11 protein-coding genes are annotated in these 13,507 nt (G+C 59.7%); 3 read left to right on the forward strand and 8 right to left on the reverse strand.

Features of this window, described 5'->3' with window-relative positions:
- Positions 1-3: 3 nt before the first annotated feature.
- Positions 4-1,794: a KinB sensor domain-containing domain gene (locus RS887_RS27115; RefSeq protein ID WP_322617787.1), complete on the forward strand. Its 1,791-nt coding sequence runs from the start codon at positions 4-6 to the stop codon at positions 1,792-1,794.
- 7 nt (positions 1,795-1,801) lie between these two features.
- Here RS887_RS27115 and RS887_RS27120 read toward each other — a convergent pair whose 3' ends face one another.
- The 7 genes from RS887_RS27120 to RS887_RS27150 all read right to left on the reverse strand — a co-directional run bounded on the left by RS887_RS27120 (position 1,802) and on the right by RS887_RS27150 (position 9,056).
- Complete coding sequence (locus tag RS887_RS27120) at positions 1,802-3,415, reverse strand: EAL domain-containing protein (protein ID WP_322617788.1); 1,614 nt, start codon at positions 3,413-3,415, stop codon at positions 1,802-1,804.
- Positions 3,416-3,491: 76 nt separating this feature from the next.
- On the reverse strand, positions 3,492-4,271 hold the full coding sequence (locus tag RS887_RS27125; RefSeq protein WP_322617789.1) for an N-acetylmuramoyl-L-alanine amidase: 780 nt from the start codon (positions 4,269-4,271) through the stop codon (positions 3,492-3,494).
- Positions 4,272-4,373: 102 nt separating this feature from the next.
- Positions 4,374-6,359, reverse strand: coding sequence for a diguanylate cyclase (locus RS887_RS27130; RefSeq protein WP_322617790.1), 1,986 nt, complete (start codon positions 6,357-6,359; stop codon positions 4,374-4,376).
- Complete coding sequence (locus tag RS887_RS27135) at positions 6,356-7,234, reverse strand: endonuclease/exonuclease/phosphatase family protein (RefSeq protein WP_322617791.1); 879 nt, start codon at positions 7,232-7,234, stop codon at positions 6,356-6,358. The genes RS887_RS27130 and RS887_RS27135 overlap by 4 nt, the downstream gene beginning before the upstream one ends.
- A gap of 14 nt (positions 7,235-7,248) precedes the next feature.
- Positions 7,249-7,890: a thiol:disulfide interchange protein DsbA/DsbL gene (locus tag RS887_RS27140; RefSeq protein ID WP_322617792.1), complete on the reverse strand. Its 642-nt coding sequence runs from the start codon at positions 7,888-7,890 to the stop codon at positions 7,249-7,251.
- A 200-nt stretch (positions 7,891-8,090) separates the two neighbouring features.
- Positions 8,091-8,720: a c-type cytochrome gene (locus RS887_RS27145; RefSeq protein ID WP_008018457.1), complete on the reverse strand. Its 630-nt coding sequence runs from the start codon at positions 8,718-8,720 to the stop codon at positions 8,091-8,093.
- 45 nt (positions 8,721-8,765) lie between these two features.
- The gene (locus tag RS887_RS27150; RefSeq protein ID WP_322617793.1) at positions 8,766-9,056 is read right to left on the reverse strand and encodes a c-type cytochrome; all 291 of its coding nucleotides are present in this window, start codon (positions 9,054-9,056) and stop codon (positions 8,766-8,768) included.
- A 191-nt stretch (positions 9,057-9,247) separates the two neighbouring features.
- On the opposite strand from RS887_RS27150, the gene yihA reads away from it, so the two are divergent.
- Complete coding sequence (gene yihA / locus RS887_RS27155; protein WP_322617794.1) at positions 9,248-9,892, forward strand: ribosome biogenesis GTP-binding protein YihA/YsxC; 645 nt, start codon at positions 9,248-9,250, stop codon at positions 9,890-9,892.
- A gap of 425 nt (positions 9,893-10,317) precedes the next feature.
- Here yihA and polA read toward each other — a convergent pair whose 3' ends face one another.
- Positions 10,318-13,122, reverse strand: a complete 2,805-nt coding sequence (gene polA / locus RS887_RS27160; RefSeq protein WP_322617795.1) for a DNA polymerase I — start codon at positions 13,120-13,122, stop codon at positions 10,318-10,320.
- Positions 13,123-13,196: 74 nt separating this feature from the next.
- Here polA and RS887_RS27165 point away from each other — a divergent pair, with 74 nt between their 5' ends.
- Entirely contained in the window at positions 13,197-13,484 is a 288-nt protein-coding gene (locus RS887_RS27165; protein WP_008018452.1) for a DUF2782 domain-containing protein, read from the forward strand.
- The last annotated feature ends 23 nt before the right edge of the window (positions 13,485-13,507 follow it).

The raw sequence follows: 13,507 nt of genomic DNA on the forward strand, positions 1-13,507 counted from the left end.
CCGATGAAACTGGCGATGAAACTGCGGGCCCGGCTTTTCCTGAGCATCTCCGCCCTGATCACCGTCGCCTTGCTCGGGCTCTCGCTCGGGCTGGTCAGCGTGATGCAGATGGCCGGCAGCCAGGAAGCACTGATCCGCAGTAACTTCATCACCCTGGACCTGGGGCTCAAGCTGCGTCAGACCCTGGGTGACCAGTTAATCATCATGCTGAGCGAGAAACCCGACTCTGCGGCCTTCGCGGCCTCGAAGCAGCATTACTTCGAACTGCTCGAACAAGGCATTGCCCAGGAACCGGCAGAAACAGGCAGCGAATACGGTTTCAGAAAAGCCAAGGCCGATTACGAGCGTTTTATCCAGGCTTATGAAGCATCGCCGGATACCTCCAATGTACTCAGCAACCAGAACGACCTCACAGATAAATTCAACGCACTGCGCAATGGCCTGATCGCCGAGCACAAACGCGCGCTGGATAACATCAACGATACCGAGCGCCAGGCCCGGGAGCGGGCACTGCTGATTGCCGGGTTACTTGGCCTGGTGGGGCTGGCGGTACTGATCATCGGCTTCGTGACTGCGCAGGCTATGGCCCGGCGTTTCGGCGAGCCCATCGAGGCCTTGGCCAAGGCGGCGGACAATATCGGCCAGGGCAATTTCGATGTCACCCTGCCGATCTCTTCGGCGATGGAGCTGAACCAGCTGACCCGGCGTTTCGGGATCATGGCCCAGGCGCTGCGTGAACATCAGGCCACCAACGTCGATGAGTTGCTGGCCGGTCAGCAGCGTTTGCAGGCCGTGCTCGACAGCATCGACGACGGACTGCTGATGATCGACCGTCAGGGCCATCTGGAACACCTTAACCCCGTGGCTCAGCGTCAACTGGGCTGGGAGTCCGATCGCCTGGGTCAAGGGTTGGGCACGGCGCTTGAGCGCCCAGAACTCGATGAGCAACTGCAACTGGTGCTGCGCGGTGGCACGCTGGAGCGGGCGCCGGAAGACTTGAGTATCGAAGTCGACGGTGAGTCGCGACTGCTGACCTATAGCCTGACCCCGGTCAGCCATACCCAGGGCCATATTCTCGGTGCTGTGATGGTGCTGCATGACGTCACGGAACAGCGTGCCTTCGAACGGGTGCGCAGCGAATTTGTATTGCGCGCCTCCCATGAATTGCGCACACCGGTCACCGGCATGCACATGGCCTTCGGACTGTTCCGTGAGCGCACACACTTTGCCGCGGATTCCCGGGAAGCCGACCTGCTCGACACGGTGAATGAAGAGATGCAGCGGCTGATGCAGTTGATCAATGACCTGCTGAATTTCTCCCGTTACCAGAACGGCTTGCAGAAACTCACTCTGGCACCGTGTTCCATCGAAGCGTTGCTGGAACAGGCTCAGTCACGCTTTGCCTCATCGGCCGAAGAGAAGGAAATCAGTCTGCTGGTGGAAGTGCAGGGGCCTTTGCCGCGGTTGCAGGCCGACCAGCCACAGCTGGACCGGGTACTCGACAACTTGCTCGACAACGCCTTGCGTCATACCGGCTCCGGCGGGCGGATACGCCTGCAGGCCCGGCGCCACGGCGACCGGATCATCATCAGCGTCGAGGACAACGGCGAAGGCATTGCCTACGGTCAGCAGGGGCGGATCTTCGAGCCGTTCGTGCAGGTCGGGCGCAAGAAGGGCGGAGCCGGGCTCGGCCTGGCCTTGTGCAAGGAAATCGTGCAATTGCATGGCGGGCGGATGGGCGTCTATTCACGGCCGGGGCAGGGTACCCAGTTCTACATGGCGCTGACCGTTTAGGTCGCGGTCACGCTTCGTCATCCAGGCGCCGGCCAGCCAGGCGTCGCCCCCGGGTTATCAATTCAATGAACTGAACCGCGCTCAATGCGTGGGCGAACAGCCAGCCCTGGCCGAACTTCACGCCTTCACTGCTCAGGAACTCGGCCTGAGCTTCATGTTCGATGCCCTCGGCAATCACCTTCAGGTGCAGCGACTGGGCCATGTGAATGATGTGCGGGGCCACACCGCTGCTGGCGGCGTCATGGCCCAACGCATCAATGAACGCCTTGTCGATTTTCAGGCAATCCACCGGCAGGGTTTGCAAATAGGCGAGGCTGCAATAGCCGGTGCCAAAGTCATCGATCAACACCTGGTGCCCGACATCCCGCAAGGACTGCAGGTTTTCCCGCGCCACCACCACATCGACCAGCCCGCGCTCGGTGACCTCAAAGGCAATTTGCCGCGCAGCGACGCGGTGCAGGGTCAGCAGCCTCGCCATCACCTGGCCGATCCGCGGAACCATCACATCACACGCCGCGAGATTGACCGAGATATACAGTTGCGGGTTGGCACGCAGCAACTGGCCGAGTTGCTCAAGCAGGCGTTGCAGGACGAAGTCCGTCATCTGGCGAATCTGCCCGGTATTCTCCGCCATCGGAATGAACAGGTCGGGACTGGTCAGGGTGCCGTCCGGCCTGCGCCAGCGCAGCAGCGCTTCAGCCCCGACACAGTTGCGGCTATCGAGGTCGAAGATCGGTTGATACAGCACCTGCAACTCGCCACGGCGAATCGCCCCGGTCAGTTCGGCGTCCAGCGACTGCCGCTGACGCACCAGCAGAAACACCAGGAACCCAACGCATATGCCCAGTGCCAGGCTGGCCGGCAGCAGCCACCACCAGACCGCCGGGATGTGCATACCGCTACGCGGGCTGATCAACACCAATTGATACTCCGGGTTGTCGGTGGGCATGCGGTATATCAGGCGTGTCTGGATGATCTGCAGCGCATCACGGTTTCTTGGTGGCCAGGACTCGACCGGCGGCCAGATCTGAGTAGCACCCAACACCGGAATCGCCCGCGCACCATGATCCAGGACAACCAGCAGGCTGCTGCCCGGAGACAGGTCGACCATATCGGTCAAATGCCCGCGAGAGGTCGCGACCCGGAAATTCCCGCGCCCGAGCATCAGCGCGGCGCGGTTTTCATCGGGTTCGGTGGTGGTGTTGAGCCAATAGCTGTAAGTCGGGCCCTTGATGTCTGGCGATCGAATCAGCGACAACCCTTCCTGGCGAGGTCGATTGGAGCAGATTCGCGAGGAGTCCATGTAGGCAGCTTCGTAGACGAAGCGATAATTGAACGTAACCTGTTGCAAGGTCGCGATCATTTCAGCATCGCAGCCGCGCAACGGTTGTGCTTCAAGGTCATCAAGGCTTTCACGCAGTTGCCCGAAGAGCTGTTCCAGCCGGGCGAGGAAGCGCTCGCCCTGAGCATTCATTTCTTCGCTTTCGTTTTGCTCGACCTGGTGTATGGCGACGAACAGGCTGCCAGCCATCAATAACGTTGCGCTCAAGACAGCAGACATCAGCCCCAGGAACCAGGGGTGACGGAACCAACCAGGGAAGGTCTCTCGAGCTGCTGGCATTGTGCAATATCCGAAGTATTACCAATGAGTTATAGCTGCTGATTGGGAAAAAGCCCTGACCGTCGGGCGGGCGTCATTATTTTGTCTGATTCAACACCAAGAGTAGCGCTGCAGTTTGCGCATCCGGAGTGCCATCGAAGCGCGCCGGGCGAAAATGCATCTGGAATGCCGCTATCACATGTCGTGTCGCGACATCGAGCTCGCCGGTTTGTGGCGAGGCATAACCCAGGCGGGCCAACTGCGCCTGAAACCAGCTGATGCTCGGCAACTGTTCGGCGAACTGCATTTGCTGGCGCGCCACCGACTGTTCGTTCGGCCAGATACCCAGGCCTTCGGCGGCCAGACGCTTCCAGGGGAACAGCGGCCCCGGGTCCAGCTTGCGCAAGGGTGCAATATCGCTATGGCCGATAATGTCGCGAGGCTTTATGCCGTGGCGTTTGCTGATGTCCTTGAGCAACACGATCAACGACTGGACCTGGTCTTCGGTGTAGGGATACCACACGCGTCCGGTCGGGGTGTCCTTGAAGCCCGGGTTGACGATTTCGATACCGATGGAACTGGAGTTCAGCCAGGTCCGGCCATTCCACTCGCTCTCCCCGGCGTGCCAGGCCCGAACATTTTCATCCATCAACTTGTAGATGGTGGCGCCCTTGTCGTCGCCGATCAGGTAATGACTGCTGACTTCACCGTGGGTCAGCAATTGCAACGAACGCTCCAGCGAAGCATTGGTGTAATGCACCACCACAAATTGCACGCGGCTGTCGTAATTGGCCGAAGGGTGGCTGGTGTCGAAACGGGGGCCGCTGGCACAGCCGGCCAGAAGGATCAGTGACACGATCAGAGCAAAATATTTCATGGCGAAAGGCAGTACACACAAAAAATAATGCAACAGTGTAACGTAATGCCTTGCGAGCTGACGGCAATCCCATCGAATTAAACAAAATGGAACAAATGATCGTCAGCCCGGCTCCACCCGGTTGCGGCCGGCATTTTTTGCTCGATACAGCGCCTGATCGGCTCTTTTAAGCGCTTGATCGCTGTGCTCACCCGGTCTGAACCCCGTCATTCCGATAGACACGGTAATGGTCACCGGCTCGCCCTTGAAGTGGAACGGGCAGGCCTCAATGGAGGCACGCAAGTTTTCCAGCAGCTTCAGCCCCGCTGCTGGCAACGTGGATGGCATTAACAGCACAAACTCTTCACCACCAAACCGGGCAATGAAATCCGTTCCGCGCAGACGCTTGCGCAGCACGCTGGCAATGATTTTCAGCACTTTGTCACCGGCCAGGTGCCCGTAGTTATCGTTGATGCGCTTGAAATGATCGAGATCGAGCATGGCCAGCATCAGCGTGTTGCCCTGTTGCTGCCATTGTTTGACTTCCTGATCCAGGCGCTCGCTCCAGGCCGCGCGGTTGGGCAGGCTGGTCAACGGGTCGACCAATGCCTTCTGACGTTGCTCTTCAAGGTGCTCGCGGTAACCCTGGGCCTCCTGCTCCATATGGGCGACCCGTTCGGCCAGGCTGTGCAGGCGTGCAGCGACCTCTTGCTCGCGTTCATCGCGCTGTTTCTGGTGCTGGTCCATGGTGCCCAGCAAGCCTTCGAGATGGTTTTCCAGGACGTGCTTGAGGTCTTCCAGGTCCGCGGCTTCCTGCATGCTGCTTTGCAAGCCATCGACCTGTTCGCGGATCTGCGTGTCCATCTGCCGCGCCGCCGAACGGTTGTCGGCGTGTCCTGCGGTGGCGGCCTGCAAGTTGCTCTGGAACGATTCGAGGCGCTCGTTAAGTCGTTGCAGATAGGCTTCGAACTCGTGCTGGCCGCTGTCGGTAATGGCCAACATCAACGTGGCAAAGTCGTCGAGAATAGGCAGCAATTCGTACCAGTTCAGACCGTTTTTCAGACGATCGCGCATGGATTCGGCTTGCGGGCGATGACGTTCGGGCAATGTCAGGTCTTCAAGCAGACCCAGCAGCGTGTCTTCGATGTGACTGGCCACCGAGCTGTAGGAGGGCTCGGGGGAATCCGGGAGTGCGTAGAGAATGTCATGCCCGGATGGCGCCTGATCGGCGGCGACCAAGTCTTCCGTCGGAATCGGAGGCAAGGGCAAGCTATCCGTCGATGCTTGCGCGGTCAGCTCATCAGGGTTGGCTTCCGGCTCAGGCGGTTTCGCGATGGTTTCCGGAGTCGGTTCCTCGGCCGATTCGATTTCTGCCGCAACTGCACTGGCTGGTTGAGGCTCCGCAACCAGGGGTGCAACAGCCACGGCTGCCGGCTCGGTCAGCACGGACTCGCCTTCAACTCGCTCAGCTGCAGGTACTTCGAAGATTGCCGGCTCAATCACGACCGGGTCCGACTCGATAATCGCCGCGGGGCTCTCGGTTACAAGGGTGGCCGGCGCAGGAGAAGTTGCCGTCTCCTCCGCTTCACGACCACCGAACAACCGCTGCAGCAAGCCCGGCCGACCAGGCTCCGTTGGAGTCTCCAGCTGGCTCAGGGCCTTGCCTTGCAAGCCACTCAGCTCGCTGAGCAACAAGGGTATCTCACGCGCCTGACTGACCCGCGCATCCAGCTGCTTGGCGAAGCTCTTGAGTGGCCGGCTCACATCCCGTGGCAGCGGCAATGTTTGCAACTGAGTGACCAGCGCAGACAGGGCGGCACTGGTCTGGTTGACCCGGGTTTCCCGACGCTGCTCCGAGTCGAGCACAGCTTTTTCCAGGCGTGGAATCAGCGCGGCCAGGCCAGCGTCCATGTCGTCGGTACGCACGACCTCGCGCATTTCCTTCATGCATTGGTCAACGGCGCGGTCAGTGCCTTCCGCGGCCAGGGTGCTGCGCACCAGTCCACGACGCAGCAAGTCGAGCCGCGCGTCCCAGCGACGTTCGAGCTTTTCCTGCTGTTCGATGCTTTTGAGGTATTTTTCTTTCCAGCGCTGTGCTTCGTCGCTCATTCATGGGATCCGCGAGGGGCAGGACTCAACGCGGGCAATGCATCGACCGTGAGCGAACCCGGTAGACGAATCTCTACCGCGACCGGCAGGTGATCGGAAATGGGCTGTGCCAGCACCTCGACCTTTTCCAGGGTCAGGCTCGGGCTCAGCAGGATATGGTCCAGGCAACGCTGTGGGCGCCAGCTGGGGAACGTCGCTTCCAGTTGCGGCGCGAGCAGGCCGAGATCGCGCAACGCGGAGTTGTGCAGCAGGTCACTGGCATGGGTGTTCATGTCGCCCATCAGTACCTGGTGCTTGTAGTCGCCAATCAGGTCGCGGATGTAGGCCAGTTGCAGGCTGCGCGCCCGGGCGCCCAACGCCAGGTGCATCATGACCACCACCAGCGCTTCCGGGCCTTCGCCGAACCGTACAAGAATGGCTCCGCGACCCTTTGGCCCCGGCAATGGATGATCCTCAATGGCCCACGGGCGCAATCGGCTGAGCACGCCATTGCTGTGCTGGGCCAGGCGACCGAGATTGCGATTGAGTTGCTGATACCAGTAGGGAAAGGCGCCGAGGTGGGCCAGGTGTTCAACCTGATTGACGTAGCCTGATCGCAGGCTGCCGCCATCAGCCTCTTGCAAGGCGACCAGATCGAAGTCGCCCAGCAGATTGCCGATTTTCTGCAGATTGTCGGCACGCCCGGTGTGCGGCAGCAGATGCTGCCAGCCCCGGGTCAGGTAATGCCGATAGCGCTCGGTACTGATACCGACCTGGATATTGAAACTGAGCAAGCGCAGACGACTGTCTGCGGGCAAGCCCGCGGACTCCAGATGATGCTCGTTGACCCGTGGATCATGCAGGCCAACGATGCGTTCAGTACCCCATCGGCGCATGGCAGTGACTGCCCTTAGTTGGCGGCAGCCTTGTTAGCCGCCCGCTCTTTGTCGATCAGTTTGTCGGCCAGTTGCAGTGCCTGTTCCGCACCGCCGGCAGAGCCTACGTCAAAACGGTACTTACCGTTGACGATCATGGTTGGAACGCCGGTGATTTCATACTTCTTGGCCAGTTCACGCGCCTTGACGATCTGACCCTTGATAGCGAAAGAGTCGAACGTCGCGAGGAACTTGTCCTTGTCCACGCCTTGGGTAGCGAGGAAGTCGGCCATGTCATCCTTGTCGGTCAGTTTCTTGTGTTCTTTCTGGATTGCGTTGAACACCGCGGCGTGAACGTTGTGCTCGACACCCATGGCTTCAAGGGTCAGGAACATCTGCCCGTGAGCATCCCACGGGCCACCGAACATGGCTGGAATGCGCACGAAATTCACGTCCGTCGGCAGTTTCTCGACCCACGGATTGATCACGGGTTCGAAGGCATAGCAATGCGGGCAGCCGTACCAGAACAGCTCGACCACTTCGATCTTGCCAGGCACGGCGACCGGAACCGGATTGCTCAGCTCGACAAAAGGTGCGGCGGGGGCTTCAGCGGCCTGGGCAGTCATGCCGAACAGGCTGGCAGCGGCAAAAACGGCGCTGATGATCAGATTACGCATGCTTTACTCCTGGACAAATTTTATCGCCTCGCGCGACTTGTCATCAGACAGATTCTGGCGGGCTTGAGTTCTGTAGTGTAACGGCAGCGGCCACAAAAAAGGGCGGCCAAAGCCACCCTTTTTATACTTGCCGGGACGGATTAATCGAGCGTTAACGTTGCAGGTAATAAGCACCCCGTTCAACGCCCGATCCACTGGCCTTAGTGCAGGCCTTGAATGTAGCTGGACACTGCGGCGATGTCTTCGTCGCTCAGCTTCTTGGCAATGCTCTGCATCGGTTTGGTATCGCCGTCGTTGTTGCGGCCGCCTTCTTCCTTGCGGAAATCGGTCAGTTGCTTGGCGATATATTGAGCGTGCTGGCCGCCCAGGTGCGGGAAACCGGCGGGTGCGTTGCCCGCGCCATTTGGCGAGTGGCAACCGGTGCACGATGGCAAACCCTTGGCCAGGTCGCCGCCGCGGAACAGTGCTTCACCGCGAGCCACGACTTTCGGATCGGCGGCACCGACGCTGCCTTTCTGGCTGGCGAAGTAGGCGGCGATGTCCGCCAGGTCCTGATCGCTCAGGTTGGTCAGCAGACCGGTCATTTCCAGAACGGTGCGCTTGCCCGACTTGATGTCGTGCAATTGCTTGGTCAGGTAGCGTTCCCCCTGACCCGCCAGTTTTGGAAAGTTTGGCGCCATGCTGTTGCCATCCGGGCCGTGGCAGGCGCCACATACGGCGGCCTTGGCCTGACCGGCTTTTGCATCACCCGGTTGTACTGCCTCACCTGCAGCATGGGCCATGCCGGAGATGCCCACGGTCAACAGCAGACTCACGATCAATTTCTTCATCAGCTAATCCAACTACGGCTAAGGGTTAAGAGTTATGGACCGGGTTTACTCGCTCATCCAAAGGATGATGGCTTGGTAATCCTCGGCACTGCAGTCCATGCACAAACCACGCGGCGGCATCGCCTTGAAACCCTGGGTCACGTGTTGCACCAGCGTCTCCATACCTTTCGCCAACCTCGGCGTCCAAGCTTCCTGATCGCCTTTTTTCGGCGCCATGGGGAGTTGGCCGGAATGACAGGCACCACAAACACGGTTGTACACAGCTTCCGGATCCTGTGTAGCCTGAGCGCCGTAAAGCGGCATCATGACACCGGCAGCTAGCAGCCATTTCGTCATAAAACGACCTTTTCAGGGTTGAGAGCGAGCTGCGTTCTAGTGCGCAATCAAGGTCTGTCGCTCTCGTGAACTTCATCCTACGCTGGGACAAAGCGCACACAAAATCTGCGGCATTATATACTGGCGTCACTGAAACGGAAGCGACACTGCTTGCCGCGCCCATTCCCGGCGCCGCCCACATCGGAAATCCCATGCAACTCAAGAATCCCATCCTCGGTCTGTGCCAACAGTCCACCTTCATGCTCAGCGCCGCCAAAGTCGACCAATGTCCGGATGACGAGGGCTTCGAAGTCGCCTTCGCCGGGCGTTCCAACGCCGGCAAGTCGAGTGCCTTGAACACCCTGACCCATGCCAGCCTGGCGCGCACCTCGAAAACCCCGGGGCGCACGCAACTGTTGAATTTCTTCAAGCTAGACGATGAACGCCGTCTGGTCGACCTGCCGGGCTACGGTTATGCAAAAGTACCTATCCCGCTCAAGCAACACTGGCAGCGTCACCTCGAGGCGTACCTGGGTGGGCGCGAGAGTTTGAAAGGTCTGATCCTGATGATGGACATCCGCCATCCGATGACCGATTTCGACCTGCTGATGCTCGACTGGGCCGTGGCTGCCGGCATGCCGATGCACATTCTGCTGACCAAGGCGGACAAGCTGACCTATGGCGCAGCCAAGAACACGCTGCTCAAGGTTCAGGCGGAAATCCGCAAGGGCTGGGGCGATCTCGTGACGATCCAGCTGTTCTCGGCCCCCAAGCGCATGGGCCTGGAAGAAGCCTACACAGTGCTGGCAGGCTGGATGGAACTGGCGGACAAGGGTGCCGAGGCAAATATTCAATAACGGTTTAAAACTGTTTGTGGTGCGCTCAGGCAAGGCAAAAGCGCGGCTCGAAACGGCCGGGGTCGCGTTCGACTTTAGGGGCCTAAATGAGCATTTCGAACCGCGCTTTTAACGCAGCATGAGCGCATCACGGACAGTTTTCGCCGCGCAAAAAAAACCCCGGACTTCATATGGGGAGGGAGAAGTTCCGGGGTTCAAGCTCTAGACCGCTAGGGCGGGGTCCAGATATCTGCCAACACTTAACACAACATAGGAGCATCGAAGGGCTTCACCAGCCATTCAGTACCTCTGAGTGGTGGTTTGCAAGATTAGTTCAGATTTTTTTCAAATAGCTTTGGAATAACTCTGATTATCTTCCGGTCTAAACGACTGGCGCCCTTCTGCCGCGGCACCATGCCGCAGCAGAACAGGTCTTTTCAGATGGCTCAGTGAGCCTCATCCCAGTTATTTCCAATACCCACTTCGACCAGCAACGGGACATCCAGTTTCGCGGCCTCGCTCATGTGCACGCGAATTTCATCGCGAACCTGGTCGACCAGGTCTTCACGCACCTCAAGCACCAGTTCATCGTGCACCTGCAAAATGACTTTGGCATCGAGGCCAGACGCGGTCAGCCAGTTATCCACCGCAACCATGGCTTTCTTGATGATGTCCGCAGCGGTGCCTTGCATTGGCGCGTTGATCGCCGTGCGTTCGGCGGCGGCGCGCTCTTGCGGCTTGTTGGAGTTGATGTCCGGCAGGTACAGGCGACGACCGAAGATCGTCTCGACATAACCTTGCTCGGCGGCCTGGGCACGCGTGCGGTCCATGTACTGGCGAACGCCGGGGTAGCGGGCGAAGTAGGTGTCGATGTAGGCCTTGGCGGTCTTGGTATCGACACCGATGTCCTTGCCGAGCTTCTGAGCGCCCATGCCGTAGATCAGGCCGAAGTTGATCGCCTTGGCACTGCGGCGCTGGTCGGAGGTCACGTCGGCCAACTCGACCTTGAACACTTCGGCGGCGGTCGCGGTGTGTACGTCCAGATTGTGGCGGAAGGCGTTCATCAGCCCCTCGTCCCGGGACAGGTGCGCCATGATCCGCAGTTCGATCTGCGAATAGTCCGCCGCCAGCAGCTTGTAACCGGCCGGAGCCACGAAGGCCTGGCGGATGCGACGCCCTTCGGCGGTGCGCACCGGGATGTTCTGCAGGTTCGGATCGCTGGAGGACAGCCGGCCGGTGGACGCCACCGCCTGGTGGTACGAGGTATGGATCCGCCCGGTACGCGGGTTGATCTGCTCCGGCAGACGGTCGGTGTAGGTGCTTTTCAGCTTGCTCATGGAACGGTATTCCATGAGCACTTTCGGCAATCGATAGTCGTCTTCTGCCAGCTTGGCCAGCACTTCTTCGGCGGTGGACGGCTGGCCCTTGGCGGTTTTCTTCAATACCGGCAGGCCGAGCTTCTCGTAAAGGATCACGCCGAGCTGTTTGGGCGAACCGAGGTTGAACTCCTCGCCGGCGATCTCGAAGGCTTCACGCTCCAGCGCCACCATCTTGTCGCCCAGTTCGATGCTTTGCACACCCAGCAGGGCGGCGTCGACGAATGCGCCCTGGCGCTCGATACGCGCCAGTACCGGCACCAACGGGATTTCGATGTCAGTCAACACACTGGCCAGGCTTGGAATGGCCAAGAGCTTTTCGAACAGGGTCTGGTGCAGACGCAAGGTGATATCCGCATCTTCGGCGGCGTAAGGTCCGGCCTGCTCCAGGGCGATCTGATCGAACGTCAGCTGTTTCACGCCTTTGCCGGCGATGTCCTGGAAACTTACCGTGGCGTGGTCCAGATATTTCTGCGCCAGGCTGTCCATGTCATGGCGCGTGGCCGTGGAGTTGAGCACATAGGACTCAAGCATGGTGTCGAAGGCGATGCCGCGCACGGTAATGCCATTGTCCTGATCGCCGCCGATGGCGCAGTTGGCCAGGATGTTCATGTCGAACTTGGCGTGCTGACCGACCTTGAGCTTGTTTGGGTCTTCCAGAATCGGCTTTAGCGCGCGCAGAACAGCGTCGCGGTCCAGCTGCTGTGGCACGCCGATGTAGGAATGGGTCAGCGGGATGTAGGCCGCTTCGTTGGCCTGAACCGCGAACGACAGGCCCACCAGTTGCGCCTGCTGTGCATCGATGCCGGTAGTCTCGGTGTCGAAGGCAAACAGCTTGGCTTTGTTCAGCTTTTCCAGCCAGGCATCGAACCGCGCCTGATCAAGGATGGTTTCATATTGGGCTTCAGCGGCCACAACGGGTGCCTCCGCCTCGTCGGTGCTAAACAGATCAACCGCCGGCTCAGGCTCGGCAGCGCTGCTCAGTTCGATACGCTTGGCGTCCCGTTGCAGATCGTTCAGCCAGCTCTTGAACTCCAGCAGGGTGTAGAGCTCGAACAGCTTGTCCGGATCTTCCGCACCCATCTGCAAGTCATCGAGACCGATGTCCAGTGGCACGTCGACCTTGATCGTTGCCAGTTGATAGGAGAGGAATGCCATCTCCTTGTGCTCTTCGAGCTTGGCCGGCAAGGTCTTGGCGCCGCGAATCGGCAGGGTCGGCACGATATCGAGCTGCGCATAGAGTTCGGTCAGGCCGCCGTTCACACCCACCAGCAGGCCTGAAGCCGTCTTCGGGCCGATACCCGGAACACCCGGAATGTTGTCGGAAGAATCGCCCATGAGCGCCAGATAATCGATGATCTGCTCCGGAGCGACGCCGAATTTCTCCTTCACGCCCTCCACGTCCATGCTGCTACCGGTCATGGTGTTGACCAAGGTAATGTGGCCGTCGACCAGTTGCGCCATGTCCTTGTCGCCAGTGGAGATAATCACCGGACGATCCGCCGCCGCGCTGCTGCGGGCCAGGGTGCCGATCACGTCATCGGCCTCGACGCCTTCGACGCACAGCAGCGGGAAGCCCAGGGCGATCACGCTCTGATGCAGCGGTTCGATCTGCACACGCATGTCGTCAGGCATGCTCGGACGGTTGGCCTTGTATTCGGCGTACATGTCATCGCGAAAAGTCCCACCCTTGGCATCGAACACCACGGCGAACGGACTGTCCGGATACTGCTTGCGCAGGCTCTTGAGCATGTTCAACACGCCCTTGACCGCGCCGGTCGGCAGGCCTTTGGACGTGGTCAGCGGCGGCAGCGCGTGAAAAGCGCGGTACAGGTAAGAAGAACCGTCCACCAGGACGAGGGGGGCTTGGCTCATGAGCAGGATCAACCTTTTCGGCGGGTCCGGCGCTAGAATAGCGGGACCGTTGACGACAAAGGGACAAGGTTATCATGCGCACACTAAATCGCCTGTTGCTGACTGGCTTGTTTGCAATCGCCCCATTGGCCGTCATGGCGGCGGACGATGCGCCGACACCGGAGCCTGAAGTCACGATCCGCACGGAAGGGGACAAGCTCATCCAGGAATACCGCCAAAACGGCTTCCTGTATGCGATCAAAGTCACGCCCAAAGGCGGCAAGCCGTATTTCCTGGTACGCGCCGACGGATCAGAAGGTAACTTCATTCGCTCGGATTACCCGGATATGCTGATTCCGGCGTGGGAAATATTTAAGTGGTAAGTCGTCCTTAACTTTAATCGGCG

It is taken from the genome of Pseudomonas sp. BIC9C (assembly GCF_034541995.1).
In the GTDB taxonomy this organism is placed as follows: domain Bacteria; phylum Pseudomonadota; class Gammaproteobacteria; order Pseudomonadales; family Pseudomonadaceae; genus Aquipseudomonas; species Aquipseudomonas fluorescens_CC.